General features: G+C 68.1%; 14 protein-coding genes. 11 read left to right on the top strand and 3 right to left on the bottom strand.

All coding sequences use genetic code 11. The features are described from left to right. Positions 1-11: 11 nt before the first annotated feature. The 5 genes from CV023_RS13385 to CV023_RS13365 all read left to right on the top strand — a co-directional run bounded on the left by CV023_RS13385 (position 12) and on the right by CV023_RS13365 (position 8407). Entirely contained in the window at positions 12-1805 is a 1794-nt protein-coding gene (locus tag CV023_RS13385; RefSeq protein ID WP_230746347.1) for a 2Fe-2S iron-sulfur cluster-binding protein, read from the top strand. Positions 1806-1873: 68 nt separating this feature from the next. Continuing rightward, entirely contained in the window at positions 1874-3937 is a 2064-nt protein-coding gene (locus CV023_RS13380) for a sensor histidine kinase (RefSeq protein WP_230746345.1), read from the top strand. Between the two features lie 110 nt (positions 3938-4047). Further along, entirely contained in the window at positions 4048-5265 is a 1218-nt protein-coding gene (locus CV023_RS13375) for an acetyl-CoA C-acetyltransferase (RefSeq protein WP_230746343.1), read from the top strand. A 260-nt stretch (positions 5266-5525) separates the two neighbouring features. Then, positions 5526-6266 (top strand): response regulator, encoded by a 741-nt coding sequence (locus tag CV023_RS13370; protein WP_230746341.1) that lies wholly within the window; start codon positions 5526-5528, stop codon positions 6264-6266. A 146-nt stretch (positions 6267-6412) separates the two neighbouring features. Further along, positions 6413-8407, top strand: a complete 1995-nt coding sequence (locus CV023_RS13365; protein WP_230746340.1) for a penicillin-binding transpeptidase domain-containing protein — start codon at positions 6413-6415, stop codon at positions 8405-8407. Positions 8408-8462: 55 nt separating this feature from the next. Here CV023_RS13365 and CV023_RS13360 read toward each other — a convergent pair whose 3' ends face one another. Next, complete coding sequence (locus tag CV023_RS13360; RefSeq protein WP_230746339.1) at positions 8463-10076, bottom strand: succinic semialdehyde dehydrogenase; 1614 nt, start codon at positions 10074-10076, stop codon at positions 8463-8465. 48 nt (positions 10077-10124) lie between these two features. Here CV023_RS13360 and CV023_RS13355 point away from each other — a divergent pair, with 48 nt between their 5' ends. Further along, positions 10125-11354 carry an amino acid deaminase/aldolase gene (locus CV023_RS13355; protein WP_230746338.1) on the top strand — a complete coding sequence of 410 codons (1230 nt, stop codon included), beginning with the start codon at positions 10125-10127 and terminating at the stop codon, positions 11352-11354. Further along, positions 11351-12709: a D-arabinono-1,4-lactone oxidase gene (locus CV023_RS13350; RefSeq protein ID WP_284934597.1), complete on the top strand. Its 1359-nt coding sequence runs from the start codon at positions 11351-11353 to the stop codon at positions 12707-12709. The genes CV023_RS13355 and CV023_RS13350 overlap by 4 nt, the downstream gene beginning before the upstream one ends. Before the next feature lie 47 nt (positions 12710-12756). Here CV023_RS13350 and CV023_RS13345 read toward each other — a convergent pair whose 3' ends face one another. After that, positions 12757-13716: an alpha/beta hydrolase family protein gene (locus CV023_RS13345; RefSeq protein ID WP_230746334.1), complete on the bottom strand. Its 960-nt coding sequence runs from the start codon at positions 13714-13716 to the stop codon at positions 12757-12759. Positions 13717-13891: 175 nt separating this feature from the next. On the opposite strand from CV023_RS13345, the gene CV023_RS13340 reads away from it, so the two are divergent. After that, positions 13892-15250, top strand: coding sequence for an MFS transporter (locus tag CV023_RS13340; protein WP_230746332.1), 1359 nt, complete (start codon positions 13892-13894; stop codon positions 15248-15250). 97 nt (positions 15251-15347) lie between these two features. On the opposite strand, the gene purB is transcribed toward CV023_RS13340, so the two are convergent. After that, positions 15348-16781: an adenylosuccinate lyase gene (gene purB / locus CV023_RS13335; RefSeq protein WP_230746330.1), complete on the bottom strand. Its 1434-nt coding sequence runs from the start codon at positions 16779-16781 to the stop codon at positions 15348-15350. Between the two features lie 312 nt (positions 16782-17093). Between purB and CV023_RS13330 the strand changes: the two genes are divergently transcribed. The 3 genes from CV023_RS13330 to CV023_RS13320 are packed head-to-tail and all read left to right on the top strand — an operon-like array spanning position 17094 to position 19548. Beyond that, on the top strand, positions 17094-17339 hold the full coding sequence (locus CV023_RS13330; protein ID WP_230746328.1) for a hypothetical protein: 246 nt from the start codon (positions 17094-17096) through the stop codon (positions 17337-17339). Continuing rightward, a complete protein-coding gene (locus CV023_RS13325; protein WP_230746327.1) occupies positions 17336-18034 on the top strand; it encodes a hypothetical protein in 699 nt (232 codons plus the stop codon). The genes CV023_RS13330 and CV023_RS13325 overlap by 4 nt, the downstream gene beginning before the upstream one ends. After that, a complete protein-coding gene (locus CV023_RS13320; RefSeq protein WP_230746325.1) occupies positions 18031-19548 on the top strand; it encodes a hypothetical protein in 1518 nt (505 codons plus the stop codon). The genes CV023_RS13325 and CV023_RS13320 overlap by 4 nt, the downstream gene beginning before the upstream one ends. Positions 19549-19665 lie beyond the last annotated feature (117 nt).

The raw sequence follows: 19665 nt of genomic DNA, 5'->3' as shown, positions 1-19665 counted from the left end.
ACAATCGGACTATGCGCGTTGCCCGACTGTTCCGTTTCCCCGTCAAGGGGTTCCCCGCCGAGGAGATCGCCGAGGCGACCGTGCTGCGGGACCGCGGAATCCTCGGCGACCGCGTCGCCGCCTTCACCAACGGCAGCCTCGAGGTCCCGGACGACAGCTGGCACCGATACTCCGCGTTCACCGTGCTCAAGAACGACACCGAGCTGCAGAGATGGAAGGTCGGATGCGAGCTCGCCGAGGCGGTCGCCACCGTGACATTGACCGCGCCGAACGGCGGGTCGACGACGTTCAGCACAGACGATCCGGAGGGCAGGGCCGCCTCGGCGGAGTTCCTGGCCGAACGGATACCCCCACAGGGTGACTTCCCGCGGGCGCTCGCGGTGGCGAACCAGGGCATGTTCGACTCGCAGCGCTCGGGGATCTCGATCATCAACCCGGCCACCGTCGAGGCGATCGCGCAGACCGCCGAAGGCCGGGCCGCACTCGGAATCGACGCTGTGGAACCGGGTGCCGAAGGAGGCAACCAGCCGAGCCTCGATCCGCTGCGCTTCCGCGGCAACGTCCTCCTCGAAGGCCTCGGCCCGTTCGAGGAGTTCGGGCTCATCGGAAAGGTCGTCCGCCTCGGCGGGGTCCGACTGGCGATCCGCGCTTCGATCGAACGCTGCCCGGCCACGACGGTCAATCCCGTCACCCATGAGGTCGATGTCAACGTGCCCCGCGTCCTCGTCGCCGCCTGCGGACACATGCACTGCGGCATCTACGGTGAGATCCTCGAATCCGGGCAGATCACGACCGGTGACACGCTCGAGGTCGACGGCGAAGCCCCGCGCGAACTGGTCAAGACTGCGCGGACCCCGAGGTTCATGACCGTGATCGGCCGACGCCAGATCTGCAACGACATCGTCGAGGTCTCCCTGCGCGACGACCTCGGTTGGATCCGCGCATTCGACGAACCCGGCACGAATCTGCGCGTCCACCTCGAACTCGGCGAACCCTTCTGGCGCACCTACACGATCACCGATGTCGCCGACGACATCGTCTCGATCGCCGTGCGCACCCAGGGCAAGGGCTCGCGGGCGGTCGCCTCACTCGAAGCCGGCCAGCGCATCCTCACCTCCGGCCCGCACGGAACCATGACCGCCGATCGCGTCTTCGGAGGGACGACAGCCCTGGTCACCGCCGGTATCGGCATCACCCCCAGCCTCGGGCTGCTGCGCGGGAACCGGTCGGCGGACACCGAGAGGATCAAGCTCTTCCACCTCGACCGCGACCACCGCACCGCCTGCCTGTGGAACCGGCTGCAGGACCGCGCCCGCGACTCCGGCATCGACGTCACAACCCACCACCGCGACACTGCGGTGCAGGGGCGACCGAATCACGGCGAACTCGTCGACTGGCTCGCCGGCTGCGACAACGTCATGGTCTGCGGTCCCACCGAATTCACCCGCGCCGTCATCGCCGCTGCCGAGGACGCCGGAGTCCCGACCGTGCACCAGGAGACCTTCGCCTCCCCGAACACGGGCATGAGCGAGGCCATCTCCAAATGCGCCCCCGCCGAGGTCACCCTCGAGCACTCGGGCGCGAGCTTCCTCTGGGAACCGAAGCAGGGCACCCTCCTCGACGCCCTCGAGGCGCGCGGATTCCGTGCCGAGAGCTCCTGCCGAGGCGGCTCCTGCGGAACCTGCGCCGTATCCTTGGCGGCCGGCTCCGTCCTCTACCCGATCGAACCGGCCGCCCGGATCGCCGACGACGAGGTGCTCGTGTGCTCGGCGGTCCCGGCCGGGCCGATCAGCCTCGCGCTCTGAGGCCACGGCCGTTCCCGGTGGGAACGGGAACGGCTGACCGCCTCGGCGCGGGTGGCACAATGGATTCCATGCCTAAGGAACAGCGTGCCGTCAGGCCAGGACCGCCGACGGGTCCGGTGGCACGTCTGAGCAGGCGGGTGCGCTTCGGCGTAGCCGGGCGGATCATGTTCGCGAACTCGCTCATGCTCGTGGGCATCATGGTGCTCACCACCAGCCTCCTCTACATCCAACTCTCCCAGCTGAACACGAAGCGCGAGCAGGACCTGCTGCGCTCGGCCGCCGACAACATGTCGCTCTCGCTCAGCCTCGTCGGCTCGGGGGAGCCGGGCCGCGACAACTTCATCGACGCGGAATCGCAGGACGATGTCGAGACGATGCTCGACAACGCCATCGACCAATACGACTTCGACATCGCCGCGGTCGTGCCCATCGACTATCTGCTCACCCCGCCCACCTTGGGCTCACCCGATCGGCAGCAGCGCAACGAAGAGAAGATCGTGTCCGCGAACGCCGGTCGCATCCCCGAGGACTCGATCGATCAGCTCGCCGGTCGCATCGACGGCTCCCGAGTGAAAGAGGGGCACACGGTCGTGCGCTTCCTCGAGGACGGCGGACCCGAGGGCGGAACGATGTACGTCGTCACCCCGGTCTTCGCCGAGCACCTCGGCGCCGATGACGTCGAACCCGACTCCGTCGTCGGCGCGGTCGTGATCGGCAACTCCGCCGACACGGTCCGCGAGGGCTTCATGCCGCAGAGCAAGTGGCTCATCGGCATCGCCATCGCCACCCTGGTCCTCGGCATCGGCTCGTCCTGGGTGACCTCCCGCGGCCTGCGGCGGGTGACCGGCGACTACGGGGCGACCGAGCTGCGCAGCATGCTCGAGTTCTACTCCTCCGTGCTCAAGGCGGTCTCCGAGGGTCTGCTGCTCGTGGACCGGACGATCGGGATCGTGCTCATCAACGCCGAGGCGCGCGAACTCCTCGGGCTGCCCACTGCGGTGGAGGATCCGAACACCGACCTCACCGAGGATTCCGATGATCCCGTCCGCGCCACCTCGCCGGTCGGCGGCATCGCACTGAGTCGACTCGATCTGCCCGATGCGCTGCTCGACCTGCTGTCCTCGGGCCGTTGGGCCCGCGACGAGATCCACTACACCGATGCGCGCGTCCTCGTCGTCAACCAGCAGCCCACCGACGAGGCCAGCAACACCTGGGTCGTGACGATGCGCGACCACACCGAACTCGCCGAACTCTCCGGCGAACTCGTCTCCGTGCGTTCCTTCTCCGACTCCCTGCGCGCCCAGACCCACGAATACGCCAACCGCCTGCACATGGTCGTGTCCCTGCTCGAGACCGGCCACGTCGACGAGGCGATCGACTTCGCGGCCAAAGACCTCGACGACCTGGGCCGTGTCAACGGCGACGGTTCGATGACCTTCGACCATCCCGTGCTCTCGGCCCTGCTCCTGTCGAAGATCGCCCAGGCCGCCGAGGTGGGCATCGACATGACGGTCGACACCGCGGGACTGACGGGCCGCCTCGGCGGGGATGATCGTGATCTCGCCACGATCCTCGGCAACCTCATCGACAACGCCTTCGACGCGCTGAGCAGGCATGACGTGCTCTCCGATGACAAGCGGGTGCATGTCCACATCAGCGGTGCCGGCGGTGCCGGAGGGTTCACGATCGAGGTCAGCGACGACGGTCCCGGCATCGACGAAGAGTATCTCGACGCGATCTTCGAACGTGGCTGGTCGACCAAGCACGACGGCGTCGAGATCGATCAGGGACTCGGCCGACAGGAGACCGGCACCCGCGGAGTCGGACTCTCCCTGGTCGTGCAGGCGATCCGCCGCCTCGGCGGGGCCGTCGATGTGCAGGGCCGGGGTGAGGAGTGCGACGAATTCAAGGGAGCGGTGCTCACCGTGTGGCTGCCCGATCCCGATCACGTCGACCCGCGAGCTATTCCGGCCGAGCCCGGCGGTCACGGGGCATCGGCCGCGCGCGGCCAGGAGGCCCGCGGATCCTCTGTCGTGCGCGGCGGCACCTCCGGACACAGGCCCGAGCCGCACCGCCAGGTCGGCAACCCGCCCACCGGTCCGGTCGACATCGTCAGAGACGATCGGGACTGAGCCGACCATCGTTCCCAATCAATGGAACGATTCCCCGGGCCCACGCCTCCGCGATCTAGACTGCCACTGACAGGCCCGACGCCAGCCGGACGTCACCGAGTGGAGGAACAATGGATCAGGACATCGTCGTTTGCGAACCGCTGCGGACCCCGATTGGGGCGTTCGGAGGTCAGTTCCGTGACATTCACGCGCAGGAGCTCTCCGCCGCCGTCGTCCGTGAGCTCCTCGCGCGGACCGGACTCGATCCCGAGCTGGTCGCCGATGTCATCCTCGGTCAGAGCTACGCCACCTCCGAGGCTCCCTGCATCGGCCGCGTCACCGCACTCGATGCGGGACTGCCCGTGACCGTTCCCGGCAAGCAGGTCGACCGGCGCTGCGGCTCCGGGTTGCAGGCGATCGTCGACGCGGCCCTCATCGTCGGTTCCGGAAACGGCGACTTCGTCATCGCCGGCGGAGTCGAATCGATGTCCCACGCCCCCTTCTACAACGACGCCATCCGCTGGGGCGTGCGCGGCGGCAACGCCGAGTTCACCGACTCCCTCGGCCGCGGGCGGACCACCCCGGGCGGGAAGTTCCACCCCGTCGAGGGCGGCATGCTCGAAACCGCTGAGAACCTCCGCCGCGAATACTCGATCGCTCGCGAGGAGCAGGACGAACTCGCCTTCAACTCCCACCAGCGCGCCGCCGCGGCCGCCGCAGAGGGACGCTTCGCCGAGGAGATCGTGCCGATCACGATCCCCGCGAGCCGCAAGGTCGCCGAGCACCAGATCGACACGGACGAGCACATCCGCCCCGACACGAACCTCGAGAAGCTCGCGAAGCTGCGGCCCATCCTCGGCAAGAACGACCCTGAGGCCACCGTCACCGCCGGCAACGCCTCCGGTCAGAACGACGGCGCCGCAGCGGCATTGGTCACCACCCGCGCCGCCGCCGAAGCTCAGGGGCTCAAGCCACTCGGCCGGCTCGTCAGTTGGGCAGTGGCCGGGGTTCCGCCCGAGACCATGGGCATCGGGCCTGTGCCGGCGACCGCGAAGGCACTCGAGAAGGCTGGGCTGAACCTGTCCGACATCGATCTCATCGAACTCAATGAGGCCTTCGGCGCCCAGGCCCTGGCCGTCACCCGTGAATGGGGACTGGGCAAGGACGACTTCGCCCGCCTCAACGTCAACGGCTCCGGAATCTCGCTGGGTCACCCGGTCGGTGCCACCGGCGGACGGATCCTGGCGACGATGCTGCGTGAGATGGATCGCCGAGGTGCCCGGTACGGTCTCGAGACCATGTGCATCGGCGGCGGTCAGGGCATCGCCGCGATCTTCGAACGCGCCTGAGCCACGAGGCGTCCCCGCGGGGATGCCTTCGAGTCGACGTCCCCGCGGGGACGCCTCCCGGCCCGGTCGGCCCCAGCAGACACCGCGGCCGTGGTCCGGCTCTCGCGCCCTGGGCCCAAGCCGACACCGTGCCCGGGACCCGGGTCCGGAGCCCGGCTCCCGGGGCTCGGCCGATCCTGTTCCCGGCGTGTGTCAGTGATGTAACCGAGCTGGAACACGAGCTAAGGGTTGCCTGAATGCATCAAAGCTAGACTGGCGGCATGTCAGAAACCCGGACGCCCGAATCGAGCATCGGTGTGCTCGTCGTCGAGGACGAGGCCGTTGCCGCCCGTGCTCACTCGAAGTACATCGAACGCATCGACGGATACCACATCGCCGGAGTGGCCAAGAACGCCACCCAGGCGATGGCCGCGCTGACCGGCAAGATCTACGGACTCGACCCCGACGGCATCCACCTCGTCCTCCTCGATATGAACCTGCCCGACGGTCACGGCATCCAGGTCTGCCGAGCCATCCGCGGCCAGCGCGTCGACGTCGACATCATCGCCGTCACCGCCGCCCGCGACATGCAGATCGTCCAGCAGGCTCTGTCCTACGGGGTCGCCCAGTACATCATCAAGCCCTTCACCTTCCCCGTCTTCAAATCGAAGCTCGAAGCGTACTCGTCCTTCCGCGACAGCCTCGGCGCCGGTGCCGACGGCGGAGAGGGCGAGGTCACGCAGAACGAAGTCGACACCGCGATCGCCGCCCTGCGCACGCACACCGTGACCGCGACCCCCAAAGGCGTCCCCGATGCCGTGCAGGACGAGGTCCGCTCGATCCTCGGCGGCAACCCCGGCCAATCCGCCGCCGAGGTGGCCGAAGGTCTCGGTGTCTCCCGCGTCACCGCTCGCCGCTACCTCGAGGCCATGGCCGACGCCGGGATTCTCGACCGTCGTCCGCGCTACGGCGCCGCCGGCCGTCCGGTGCTCGAATACATGGTCGTCTCCGACGACGCCTGAGCGGCTCGCCGACAGCGCCTGAGCAGCTCGCCGAGGCGGTCGGCCGGCAGCCGCGTTCAGGAGCCGCTGGCCCGGAGAGCGGTCGGTTCCGCAGGTGAACGGTCCCGACAGTGGACAACCCCCATTGTCTCACCGAAGATTGAACCATGTCGAAGAGGTCTCGGGTCTGGTTGGCGATCGTCCTTGTTCTCATCCTGATCATCGGGGCGGGAGCGTTCGCGTTCCTCCGACTGCCGATGCAGAAGTCCGTGGCGGCCGAGGCGGCCGCCGCCGACCTCGCCGACGGGAGCCTGAGCTCGGAGACCTGGCACAACGAGGACCTCGCGCAGAGTCTCTTCGACCGGGTCACGAAGGCTCTGGGCACCCGCATCGCGCTGCGCTCTGTCGCCGTCGACGAGATCCGCGAACGCGAAGGCGACACGGTCGCCGAGCTCCGCTGGACCTGGGCGAACCACGACGACGAGGCCTGGACGTACACCTCCGAACTGCCGCTGCAGAAGAACGGTCTGTTCTGGTGGGCCGATCTCACCGAGCGGGCGATCCACCCCGAACTCGGCAAAGGCGGACGCTTCGAACTCCGCGCGAACCCCGGAGAGCGCGGGAAGATCCTCGGCACGGACGGGAAGACCCTGACCGAGGAGGGCGAGGTCATCAGCATCGGAGTCCACCCTGCCCGCCTCGAACCGGACACCCTGAGCACCTTGGTCGACGCGCTCAACGAGGGCATCGACTCGCTCGACCTCGACGCCGACGCCCTCGAGAAGAAGGTCGACGCCGCGGACGCCGACCAGCAGGTTCCCGTCGTCACCCTGCGCAAGGACGACTACACCGCGGTCAAGAAGCAGATCCACGATCTGCCCGGAGTCCTCTTCACCGAGGCGACCCAGACGCTGACCCGGTCGAAGGGCTTCGCCCAGGCGACCCTGGGATCGGCGGGACCGGCCAGTGCCGAGGACATCGAGAACTCCGGCGGCGAGATCATCTCAGGCGAGATCGTCGGACGCTCCGGACTGCAGAAGACCTTCGACGAGGCGCTGCGCGGTCCCGGCAGCGAGGAGGTCTTCGCCGCAGGCGAGGCGAAGCTGTCAAGTCTCCGCGCCTTCGAGAAGAAGGACGGCGAGGACCTCGAGACCACTCTCGACGTGCGGATCCAAGATGCCGCCGACGCAGCGGCTGCGACCGGGAAGAAGCCGACCGCGATCGTGGCGATCCGCCCCAGCGACGGACACATCCTCGCCGTGGCCAATCACGATCCCGAAGGCTCGCCCTGGGACCGGGCGCTGACCGGCCAGTATTCACCGGGCTCGGTGTTCAAGGTCGCCTCGAGCCTCGCTCTGCTCGAGTCCGGGTTAAACGTCGGCACGAAGCTCGACTGCCCGAAGACGACGACGGTCGATGGCAAGGAGTTCAAGAACGCCGAAGACCATGTGCTCGGCGAGGTGAGCTTCGAGGAGAACTTCGCCGAATCCTGCAACACCGCCTTCGTCAACGCCGCCGAGACGGTCTCGAGTGCCGATGTCGCCCGTGCCGCGGCCCAGCTGGGGATGACCGCAGGCACCGGGGGCGGCTCCGGTTCGAACGACGGTTCGAACGGCTCCGGTCAGGACGGTGCGACCACCGATCTCGGGACCACCGACCTCGGGATCGGGGCGAAGATGGCCAGCGTCCCCGTCGACGACGACCCGGTCACCCATGCGGCTCAGATGATCGGTCAGGGAAAGGTGCAGGCCAGCCCGCTGGCCGTGGCGACGATGATCGCCTCGGCGGACATGGGGGCCGCGGTGACCCCGCGCCTCGTGCTCGAGGACGAAGCCACGGCCGACGACGATGGCAGCGGAACCGGCTCGGGCGCGGACGCCAGGGCCGAGGAGCTCGCTGACGCGGACGCGCAGGCACTGGCGACGATGATGCGTGAGGCCGTCCGGCACGGCACCGCGAGCGGCGTCCGTAACGTTCCCGGCGCACCCGTCCACGGCAAGACCGGGACCGCGGAGTACGGTGACGAGACCCCACCGCGGACCCACTCGTGGTTCGCCGGCTATCAGGAGGACGTGGCCGTGGCCGTGCTCGTTGAGGACGGCGGCTTCGGCGCCGAGGCGGCCGTGCCGGTGGCAGAGGAGTTCTTCTCGGCCATCAACTGAGAAGAATCGGCATGGCCGTACCCGTCCCCGGCCGGACCCGTCCTCGCCGCCCGGTTCACTTCATCCGCAGGGCACGCATCACCTCGAACGCCGTGGTCAGGGTGCGGGCGAAGCCACGCTGATCGAGCGGACCGATCGGGGCGACGGGGACGAGGCGCTGCTCGGCGATCGTGTGCGTGTGGGTGAACTGGTGGAGTCCCTCGACGCCGTGCCGGTGGCCCAGCCCGGAGGCCTTGACCCCGCCCGCAGGAGCATCGATCGAGCCCCAGGCCACCGCGTAGGCCTCATTGACGTTGACCATTCCGGACTCGATCCGCCGCGCCGCCTCGAGTCCGCGGCGGCGGGAGTAGACGCTGGCGCTGAGACCGTAGTCGGAGTCGTTGGCCCGCGTGGTCGCTTCCTCATCCGAAGCCACCGAATACACGGCCACGACAGGCCCGAAGGTCTCCTCCGTGTGCAGGTCGGCGGCGTCGCTGACATCGGTGAGCACGGTCGGAGCATAGAAGAAGGGACCGAGCTCGGGTACCGGGTGACCGCCGGCGATGACCTTCGCCCCGGACTCACGAGCCTGGTCGACCTTTGCGGAGACGCGTGCGAGCTGCTTCGGTCCGGCCAGGGTTCCCATTCCGGGTCCGAAATCGTAGTCGGCGCTGAGTGTGAGGGCGCGGGCCGCCTCGGCGAAATGAGCGCAGAACTCGGGGTAGAGGTCCTCGTGGACGTAGATGCGCTCGATCGACATACACAGCTGGCCGGCCGAGGAGAAGGCGCCGCGGATCGCGCCGTCCACGGCGGTTGGGAGGTCGGCATCGGCGAGGACGAGGAGCGGATTCTTCCCGCCGAGCTCGAGCGCGGTGGGCAGCAGCCGACCTGCCGCCTCGGCGGCGATGGACCGACCCGCCGCGGTCGAACCGGTGAAGGAGAGACCATCGGCGCCGGCCATGAGCGCAGGTCCGACCTCCTCGACGGTGCCGGGAACGATCTGCCACAGCTCGGCGGGCAGACCGGCGGCGATCGCGAGCCGGCGCATCACGACCGCTGTCAGGGTGGTCTGGGAATCGGGCTTGTGGACGACCGCATTGCCGGCCGTGAGCGCGGCGAAGAGGTCCGTGGCGCCCAGCGTCAGCGGGTAGTTCCACGGGGTGATGAAGCCGACGACGCCCAAAGGGGTGCGGGTGACCTCGGTGCGGGTCAGGCCGGGCACGGCACCGCGGCGGCGTTCGGGCTTGAGGCGGCTTGCGGCAGTGACACCGTAGTGGCGGAGCACATTGTAGGTATCGAGGATCTCGTCGTAGGCGTGGATGCGGGCCTTGCCGGTCTCGAACTGGATGATGTCGAGGAGGAGATCCTCGTGGCGACGCAGCGAGGAATGCAGGCGCAGCAGCACCTTCGCCCGATGCTCGACCGAGCGACTCGCCCAGCTGCGGGCGGCGATCCGGGCGGTGGCGAACGCGGCCTCGACATCGGCAGCCGTGTTGTTCGCGAAACGGGGGAACTCGTCTCCGGTGAAGGGTTCGGCGCTGCGCACGGTCTCACCCGAACCCGAGGCCTCCCGATAGGGATCGGTGTCGAGGAAGTCCCGCAGACGATCCGTGAGGTGAGCCGAGGCGCCCGCGGTCGAGGAAACCGCCTCGGCGGGGGTGGTGTGCGGGGAATCGGTGGCGGTGCTCATCGGACCTCCCGAGGTCGGGGCAGAGACATTTGCGGATAGACTACCCTCATGGTGTCACGTGAACTGCGTCACGCGCTGAGAGGTCTCGCCGCACCCGCCGCCGTACTCGATCGAGACGCCTTCGACGCCAATCTCGACACCCTGCGGCTGCGCGCTCGCGGCCTGCCGATCAGGGTCGCCACGAAGTCCCTGCGGACCCCGGCCGCGATCGAGCGCGCCCTATCCCAGCCCGGCTATTCCGGCGTACTCACCTACTCCCTGCCGGAGGCCCTGAACCTGCACGCGCGGGGGATCCGGGACATCCTCCTCGGCTACCCGAGCGTGGACCGAGCGAGCATTCGGGCACTGCTCGCCGAGGCGGGAGCGACGGCGAACATCACCCTGATGATCGACTGCACCGCCCATCTCGACATCATCGACGAGGTGAGAACCGAGCTCGCCGCCGCGGAGGCTCCCGACCGGGAAGCCGACAGCGGTGCGGGAGCGAGCGTGCGCATCTGCATCGACGTCGACTCCTCCTACCGCCTCGGCGAGGGGCTGCTGGGGGATCGGGTCCACATCGGGGCCAGGCGCTCGCCGATTCGCGACGCCGAGGCGGCCGCCCTGCTCGCCGAACAGGTGCATGCCCGCCCCGGTGCCGAACTCGTCGGACTGATGTTCTACGAAGGGCAGATCGCCGGCACCGCCGACGCGGGACGCTCGCCCAGACAGACCGCGATCAGGGCGATGCAGAGGCGATCGATCGCCGAACTCGCCAAGCGCCGCACTGCCGTCGTCGCAGCGGTCCGCGACCTCGGCGAACTCGAATTCGTCAACGGCGGCGGCACCGGGTCGTTCGAATCCAGTGCGGCCGAGGGCACGCTGAGCGAACTCGCCGCCGGCTCAGGCCTGTTCTCACCCGGCCTCTTCGACGGCTACACCCGCTTCCGACACGAGCCCGCGGCCTACTTCGTCACCCCCGTCGTGCGCCGGCCGGGACCCGGCTGGGTCACGGTCTTCAAGGGCGGGTTCATCGCCTCCGGAGTCCCCGGCGTCGACCGCCTGCCGACGATCGCCTGGCCGCCCGGCCTCGCCTACTCCGGACTCGAAGGCCCGGGGGAGGTCCAGACGCCCCTGCACGGAGCGGGTGCCGAGGACCTTCGCATCGGGGATCTCGTGTGGTTCCGCCATGCGAAGGCCGGAGAGCTGGCCGAACACTTCAATGATCTGATCGTCGTCTCGGGCTCGCGAATCGTCGAGACCTGGTCGACCTACCGCGGAGAGGGGCTGGTGCTGTGAACGAGGGGAATCCGAGGCGGGCCGGCCGCAGGCACCGGTTCCGGAACTGGTCGGGTCATGTCCATGCCCACCCGCACACGATGGCCACCCCCGCCTCGGCGCAGGAGCTGGCCGATCTCATCCGGGCCGCCAATGACTCCGGAGACCGTGTCCGCGTGCTCGGAGCCGGACACTCCTTCACCCCTGTCGCCGCAGGTGAGAACGTCATGGTCAGCCTCGACCGGCTGAACGGGATCATCGCCGTCGATGAGACGAACCGCCGGGTGCGCTTCCACGCCGGCACCCGGCTGCGTGACATCCCCCGACTGCTGGCCCCCTACGGACTCGCCCTGGCCAATCAGGGCGACGTCAACCCGCAGGCGCTCGCCGGGGCGATCTCGACGAGCACCCACGGCACGGGACTCGACTTCACCGGTTTCGCCGGCACCGTCACCGGGCTGAGTCTGATGGGACCCGACGGCAGCGTCCGGGAGCTCTCGGCGACCCGCGAACCCGAGGTCTTCGACCTGACACGGGTCAGCCTCGGCGTGCTCGGGGTGATCACGGAGATCGAGCTGCAGTGCGTGCCCGCCTTCGACCTCATCGCCGAGGAGCGCGTGTGGGGCTTCGACGAGCTGCTCGCGAGCCTCGAGAAGCGCATGCGCGGCGCCGATCACTTCGAGTTCTACTGGTTCCCTCACACCGACACCGTGCTGACCAAGACGAACACCCGGGTCGGTCCCGGTGAGATCGGCCCGGGCCACCTCGCCGAGGCGGGGGTCCGCAGCCCCGTGCTCAACTTCGTCGACAAGGAGATCGTGGAGAACGGGGCCCTGCGGCTCGCGGTCGAGCTCGGCTCCGCGCTGCCCCGGCTCGTCCCGCACATCAACAGGATCGCCCAGTCCGCGGTTTCGGACAGGACGTATCGGGCACCGGGCCATGATGTCTTCGTCACGCCTCGGCGGGTGCGGTTCAATGAGATGGAGTACGCCCTGCCCTTCGCCTCCGGCGCCGAGGTGATCCGTGCGATCCGAGAGATCATCGAGGAGAAGGGGTGGACGATCTCCTTCCCGATCGAGGTCCGCGCGGCCGCCGCCGACGATGTTCCGCTGTCCACGGCCAGCGGCCGAGACACGATGTACATCGCCGTCCACCGCTTCGTCAAAGACGACTTCGCCGAATACTTCCGCGTCATCGAGGACATCTTCCGAGCCCACGGGGGCCGCCCGCACTGGGGCAAGATCCACACGCTCGGGGCGGCCGAGCTGCGCGGACTCTATCCCAGGTTCGACGACTTCTGCGCCCTGCGGGCGGAGGCGGATCCGACCGCGATGTTCGGCAACAGGTTCACCGATTCGCTGTTCGACGTGCGCTGACCTTCACTGGCTCCTTCGCTGACCGTCAGAGGGACGAGCGCTGATCCTCACTGGCTCGTGTGCTGACCTTCACGAGCTTGTGCGCTGACCCTCAGAAGCCAGTCGACGATCTCGCGCCAGGCGGCCTCGCCGACGCGGCGCCGCATGAGGCCATGATGGCCGACCTTCGCCATGCCGAGATCGGCAGGGGTGAAGGTCCGGCGGGTCACCTCGGCGCTGAGGAGGCGTTCGACGAGGGCATCGATCTGCTCGACCGAGGCCCACGGGTCGTCGGTGACGCCGGCGGCGAGGACCGGGACGGGCATGCGCGCCATCCTGGCGGCGGCGCCCAGGCTCCTCTCATCGAAGAAGTAGTCGGGCATGCGGGACCACCGCGACCATTGGCGCATCGCCGCCGTCGGGATGTTCTCGCCCAGACCGAGCCTCCGGCCGGGAGCGAAGCCGACCAGGCTGCTCAGGCCCGGGCCGAACAGGGACAGGATGGCATGCACCCGGAGGCGTTCGCTGAGCGGAGAGATGTCACGGGTCGCTGCCCGATGCGAGGCGATGGTGACGATGCCGCTCAGCCGGGCGGTGCCGTGACCGAGGACCAGGGCATGTCCGCCGAGGCTGTGCCCGAGAGCGACCTGCGGAAGTGCGGGGAAGCGCTGCGCCGTCCACTCGGCCACGGCGTCGACGTCCTCGCTCATCCAATCGCTCATCCGCACGTCACGATTGGCGCGGGCGGACGCGGAGCTGCCCACCCCGCGGTATCCGTAGGTGACCACGGCGAGACCGCGGGCGGCCGCGAAGTCGGCGAAGCCTGAGTAGAAGCGCTCGGGCGTGGCGGTGGCCGGGTGGATGGTGAGCACGGCCCGAGGGCTCTCTGGCAGCCGCAGGTGTCCTTCGATCTGAGAGTCGGCGCGGCGGCCGGGGGAGGCGTGGAGTCTCTCGGGGGTGCCGGGGCTCTGCGCGACGCCGGTGTCGAGGGGGATGTGCAGGGGCTGCGGCTCGGGCGCGGATTCCATGCTCGTCAGCATAGCCATCACACGCCCCATGAGCTACCGGTCAGTAATGAAAATTGTCTCTGCTGTGCAACTCTCTGTCCTCACTGTGCTTTCGACCCAGTTCCGGCAATGTGTCCTGGGCTGCTGGTACGCTCGGCGCAGTGGGCGAAGCCTTCGCCCGGAATCGGAGGTGCCGATGTCCACGCACGATCCCTCGAGTGAGCCAGTCGCGTTGAGTCCCGAACGGGAGCGGGGACGCCGCCGTTCGATGCTCGTCGCCGCCTTCGGCACGGTCGTCGAATGGTACGACTTCTCGATCTACTTCTATGTGGCCACGATCCTGACGGCCCAATTCTTCGGCGACCAGGCGGATTCGCTGTTGCTCACGCTCGGTGTTGGGGCGGCGGGATTCTTATTCCGTCCCTTGGGCGCGATGGTCTTCGGCCACCTCGGCGATCGAGTGGGTCGCAAGCAGGCCCTTGTCGTCTCCGCGGTGCTCATGGCGATCTCGATGCTCGGCATCGCGCTCATGCCAACCTATGAAACGATCGGCATCTGGGCCGGAGTCGGCATGGTCTTCTTCCGGTGCCTGTCCGGATTCTCCGTGGGGGCAGAGTACACGGGCATCATGGTCTTCCTGATGGAATCTGCGAAGCCGGGCAAGCGCGGCGCGGCCGCCAGCTGGGCCGCCGCGAACAGCGAGGTCGGAGCGCTCCTGGCCGTGGGCTCCGGAGCGCTGCTGGCCAATACCCTCTCCGACGAGGCGATGAACTCCTGGGGATGGAGGCTGCTCTTCGTCCTCGGAGCGGTGCTCGCCGCCCTCATGGTGCCGCTGCGCCGAATGATGGAGGAGACCGACACCTTCAAACGCCTGCAGCAGGCGGAGCAGAAGAAGGACCCTGCCCTGCAGCGCTCGCCGCTGATCATCGCCTTCCTCGAACAGCCCCGGGCGATCCTCGTCGCCTTCCTCATCTCCTCGATCGGTTCGGTCAGCTACTTCCTCAACATCACCTACGTGCCGACCTACATCGAAGAGGTGGCGAAGGTGCCGAACTCCGGAACCTTGGCCCTGGGCACCGTGGCCGCGGTCGTCGCGATCGTCGTCACCCCGTTCTTCGGACTGGCCTCGGACCGGTTCGGGCGGAAGGTCTCCCTGGCCGCGCTCATGGTTGTCTTCGTCTTCACCACCATCCCGGCCTATGTGCTGCTGAGCAACACCTCGGCGGCCGTCGCCGTCGCCGGCTGCGCGTTCCTGGCAATCCCCGCCGCGGGGTGGAGCGCCGTGGCCGCGGCGATGGTGCCCGAGCAGTTCACCGGCACCAGCCGCTTCTCCGGAATGGCGATCGGCTACAACGTCGCCACCGTGCTCTTCGGCGGGCTCTCACCGCTCATCGCGACGGCCCTGATGAGCTCTACGGGCATCACCCTGGCGCCGGCGATCTACGCCACCGTCATCGTCGTCGTCGCCGGTGTGCCCACGCTGTTCCTTGCCCGGAGCATGGGCAGCAAGACCCTGGCCGAATGCGACCGCGACGAACATCTCGTGCCGGCCTGACCTTCGGCGAGTCGATCATCGACCGGCCAGTCGACCATCGGCGCTGAGCGCAGCCGACCAGTCAGGCCTGTCCGTTCGGCAGGCCTGACCTGTCGGCTCAGTCGGCCGAGTAGGCCCGCCAATCGGCGACCTCGGTCTCGGCCAGCTGGGCGGCGATGCCGACGTAGCTGGCCGGGGTGAGGGCGGACAGCAGTTCGGTCTCGGTCTCGGGCAGGCCGAGTCCGGCGACGAAGCTGCGCAGATCGGCCTGGTCGATGCGCTTTCCGCGGGTGAGCTCCTTGAGCTTCTCGTAGGGGTTCTCCATGCCCGGCACGCCCTTCAGGCCGGCGGCGCGCATGACCGACTGGATCGCCTCGCCGAGGACCTCCCAGTTCCCGTCGAGATCGGCAGCCAGGGCCTCCTCGTTGATGGCGAGTGCCTTGAGGCCCTTGACCAGGTTGTTCAGCGCCAGCACCGAGTGGCCGAAGGCGACTCCGATGTTGCGCTGCGAGGTCGAGTCGGTGAGGTCGCGCTGCATCCGCGAAGTCACCAGGGTCGAGGCCAGCGAGTCGAGCAGGGCGCACGAGAGTTCGAGGTTCGCCTCGGCGTTCTCGAAGCGGATCGGATTGACCTTGTGCGGCATCGTCGACGAGCCTGTGGCTCCCGCGACGGGGATCTGCTTGAAGTAGTTCATCGAGATGTAGGTCCACATGTCCGTGGCCAGATTGTGGGCGATGCGGTTGAACCGGGCGATGTCGGCGAACAGTTCGGCATCCCAGTCATGGGCTTCGATCTGCGTGGTCAGCGGATTGAAGCTCAGGCCGAGGCTGTCCTCGACGAATGTCTTCGCGATCCGCGGCCAATCGGCACCGGGCACCGCGGCCAGGTGGGCGGAGTAGGTGCCGGTGGCGCCGTTGATCTTGCCCAGGAATTCGGCTCCGGCGATCCGCTCGTATTGGCGGCGCAGGCGGTGGACGAAGACGGCGAGTTCCTTGCCCATCGTCGTCGGGGTCGCCGGCTGACCATGGGTGTGGGCGAGCATGGGAACCTCGGCCAGTTCCGAGGCGGTTTCGGCGAGCACATCGATGAGCGCCTTCGCCCGAGGCAGCCAGACCTCGAGCGTGGCACCCCTGATGCCGAGGGCCCAGGAGAGATTGTTGATGTCCTCGGAGGTGCAGCAGAAGTGGATGAGCTCACTGAGATCATCGGCGCCGATCTCGACTAGGGCCTCTTTGACTGTGTATTCGACGGCCTTGACGTCGTGCACGGTCACGGCTTCGTGAGCGGCGAGCGTGGCGATGGTGGTCTCGTCGAAGCCGGCGGCGAAGGACCGCAGTCCCTCGACCTCGTCATCGCTGAGACGACGCGCACCCTCGATCACCGAGTTCTGCGCGAGGTGGATGAACCATTCGACTTCGACATGGATCCGGTTCCGGTTGAGAGCCGCTTCGGAGAGGTGATCGACCAGGTCAGCAGCGTCTTTGCGGTAGCGGCCGTCGAGAGGTCCGAGGGCGATCGCGGGCGTGATATCGGCAAGGGAAACAGTCGGCATGCCCCTATTTTCTCATGAGCCGGCACCCGGTGCGGAACACGTCCGTCTGGCGTCTGCGCTCGCCTCGGGGAGGTGCTATCGACTTGCGGGCGTTGACCTGTGGACGATGAGTCGACTCTCCCGCTCGGAGCTTGTGGACGCTCGACCGGTTTCCACAGCCCGATTCTCCGGTCTTCCTTGTGCCTCGCGCTCCTCTCTACTCTGAACCGACTGGATCGAATGAGCCGAATGAATCGGTCTGGCCGGTGCCATGGAGGCGGAGGCATTGTCGGACCGACCCGACCGTGACCGGACGAGGAGCAGGAGCATGACGTGATCACCGATGAGCTGGCGCGCAACCGAGACGAATGGAGGCATCGGGCCGAACTGCTGAGCGCGATCGCGCAGGCGTGCCGTCAGATCGAAGTCTGGAATTCCCCGACCGGCACGGTGGTGGCCGACCGGCTGGTCTCCTGTGCCTCGGCGATCGACGTTCTGTCGGACAAGGCCGCCAAGGTCGGCGAGGCCTACGATCTCCACCTGCAGGTCGTCTCCGTGGGCGGACGGATCCAGATATGACCCGCCAACCGTCCGAGAACTGGATCGTCGTCGATGTCGGACGGGTGATGCGCCTGCCCGAACGACTCCGCTGCCTGTGGCCGCCGGAATTCCTGCCCGATAGCGTCCCCGAACCCGCGGGCCGCTCCGTGCCGGGCGGCACCGAACCCGTGGGCCGCTCTGCGCCGGGCGGCACCGAAACAGTGGTCCTCGATCTGCCGCCGGAGCAGTCGGCGCGCGGTCTCGACGTCGTTTCCGCCTGGTTGGCAGGCTTCGCGGCCGAACTCAATCTCACGCACTCGCGCATCACCATCGTTGTCACCTCGGGTACGGAGACCGTTCAGCTCGCGCTCTGCCTCGGCGCCGACTCCTGCCGGGCGGTCCTCACCCTGGGCGGCGACGGCCTCGTCGAATTCGCGGGCTATCAGCTGCTGCGACGCATCGGCCCGGCAGAGATCACGCAGGTCGTCGACGACCTCACCGATCTCGTCGACGCCGACTGCGTGCTCACCCTCAGCTATATCGGTCATTCGCGGGAGGCGGGGATGGAGTTCCTCCACCGGGTCGACGGTTCCTGGCGCAGGCCCGTGCTCGAACGCAGCGGAGAGACGATCACCGTCGGAGCGGAGGCCGACGCGGGAGAGGCCGCGGTGCGGACCCTGCTCACGGCCACCCTCGCCCGCCTCTGGACCTCATCGCTCGGAGGTCCGGGATGATCGACTCCCGCACGCACGGCGGCCCGCGGATCAGGATCGATGAGAGGGCCGAGGGCAGCGGCGACGCCCTCCAGTCGATCGTCGTCGACATCGGCGATCTGACCACAGAGGCGTCCCTGTCCGGCTTCGACCTCGCCACCCTGATCACTCAGGTTCCGTCCCCGGTCACGGCGATCAACCTCGACGCCTGCCTGGTCCTGTTCCAGCATCAGTCGGCGCTCGTGTTCGTCGAGCTCGAGGCCACCGTGCTCGGGATCCGGGCCGCGGCTCTGGCCTACCGGCAGGCCGAGGCGGGCATCAGCGAGACCTTCGGCGGGCTGCTCGACGCACTCGGCTACGCCACCGGACGAATCATCGCCATCAGCCTGCCCGTCATCGTCCCGGTCGCGATCGGCATCGGCGTCCCACTCGTCGTCGGCGCGAAGGTCCTCGATGCCACCGGATTGGACGATGTCATCGCCAAACATCTCGGTATCGACCTCTCCCAGGCCAAGGACGGTCTCAAGGAGGCGTTCATCGCCCTCGTGTTCGAGAACTCCGATGTCAGCGGGGCCGTCATCGAACACGTGCTGCCGGGCATCGTGATCGGCTTCGTCGGACTCCCGCCAACGCTGCTCGACACGGATGCCGATCACGCCTATTGGCCCCACGACTCCGGGTCGATGACGACATGGGTGCTGGCGGGTGCGAACATGTTCGGACTCCTCCTGCCCTCCGACGTCGAGGTGTGGAGGGCCAAAGGGCTGACCGATGCCCATGAGAAGGCGCCGCAGGACATCGAGGATCTCTACATCCGTGAGGCGAACTGCCACCGGGGTGCCGACTCCGGTCAGGTGCGCATCGAGGAGATCGTCGACGCCGATGGCACCACCCGCTACATCGTCTACGTCCCTGCAACCACCGACTGGTCCCCGGAGTCGGGCAAGAACACCACCGACCTGACGACGAACGTCCAGGGCATGGCCGGCAACGACACGGTGATGCGCGAGATGGTCCGGCAGGCCATCGCCGACGCCGGGATCGGCGACGGTGACGAGGTCATGCTCGTCGGCTATTCGCAGGGCGGCATCACCGCCGGCTCCCTGGCCGCCGACCCGGCCTTCCTCGCCGAGGTCAACGTCACCGCGCTGATGACCGTGGGCGCACCGATCTCCGACTTCCCCGTCGACGAAGGCATCGACGTCCTGTCCATCGAACACGAACAGGACCTCGTGCCCGATCTCGACGGCGGGGAGAACCCCGATGCCGACCACTGGTCGACCGTCACCGTCGACTACGACCCCGATCAGCTCCGTGACGCCCCGAACCTGGCGGACAAGACCGACGCGGAGCTCGACGAGATGTTCTCCTCGGCCGGTGCCGCCCATTCCTCATCGGCCTACGCCGCGTCGATCGGACTCCTGCTCCGCGTCGGGCAACCCGCCTTCAACCGCTTCACCGCGAACAATTCGAGGTTCTTCTCCGGCGATATCAAGGAGACACGGGACTACCAGGGCAGACGCAAGCACAGCTGATCGCGCCACCCCGCCGAGGCGGCCGCGCGGATCTCGCCGCCGCCTCGGCGCGCGGGGGCAGGGGATTCGGACCGGTCGACAACCTCGGCGCCGGATGCGGATCGGACCCGGTGACTG

Source organism: Brevibacterium sp. CCUG 69071 (assembly GCF_021023135.1).
Classification (GTDB): domain Bacteria; phylum Actinomycetota; class Actinomycetes; order Actinomycetales; family Brevibacteriaceae; genus Brevibacterium.
The sequence above is the reverse complement of the archived record's forward strand: the minus strand, read 5'-3'. Positions and strand labels throughout refer to the sequence as shown.

What these genes read in the sequence shown, in the direction of transcription:
- CV023_RS13385 (WP_230746347.1), top strand. Translation starts at nt 12, where the DNA reads ATGCGCGTTGCCCGACTGTTCCGTTTCCCCGTCAAGGGGTTCCCCGCC.
- CV023_RS13380 (WP_230746345.1), top strand. Translation starts at nt 1,874, where the DNA reads ATGCCTAAGGAACAGCGTGCCGTCAGGCCAGGACCGCCGACGGGTCCG.
- CV023_RS13375 (WP_230746343.1), top strand. Translation starts at nt 4,048, where the DNA reads ATGGATCAGGACATCGTCGTTTGCGAACCGCTGCGGACCCCGATTGGG.
- CV023_RS13370 (WP_230746341.1), top strand. Translation starts at nt 5,526, where the DNA reads ATGTCAGAAACCCGGACGCCCGAATCGAGCATCGGTGTGCTCGTCGTC.
- CV023_RS13365 (WP_230746340.1), top strand. Translation starts at nt 6,413, where the DNA reads ATGTCGAAGAGGTCTCGGGTCTGGTTGGCGATCGTCCTTGTTCTCATC.
- CV023_RS13360 (WP_230746339.1), bottom strand. Translation starts at nt 10,076, where the DNA reads ATGAGCACCGCCACCGATTCCCCGCACACCACCCCCGCCGAGGCGGTT.
- CV023_RS13355 (WP_230746338.1), top strand. Translation starts at nt 10,125, where the DNA reads ATGGTGTCACGTGAACTGCGTCACGCGCTGAGAGGTCTCGCCGCACCC.
- CV023_RS13345 (WP_230746334.1), bottom strand. Translation starts at nt 13,716, where the DNA reads ATGGAATCCGCGCCCGAGCCGCAGCCCCTGCACATCCCCCTCGACACC.
- CV023_RS13340 (WP_230746332.1), top strand. Translation starts at nt 13,892, where the DNA reads ATGTCCACGCACGATCCCTCGAGTGAGCCAGTCGCGTTGAGTCCCGAA.
- purB (WP_230746330.1), bottom strand. Translation starts at nt 16,781, where the DNA reads ATGCCGACTGTTTCCCTTGCCGATATCACGCCCGCGATCGCCCTCGGA.
- CV023_RS13325 (WP_230746327.1), top strand. Translation starts at nt 17,336, where the DNA reads ATGACCCGCCAACCGTCCGAGAACTGGATCGTCGTCGATGTCGGACGG.
- CV023_RS13320 (WP_230746325.1), top strand. Translation starts at nt 18,031, where the DNA reads ATGATCGACTCCCGCACGCACGGCGGCCCGCGGATCAGGATCGATGAG.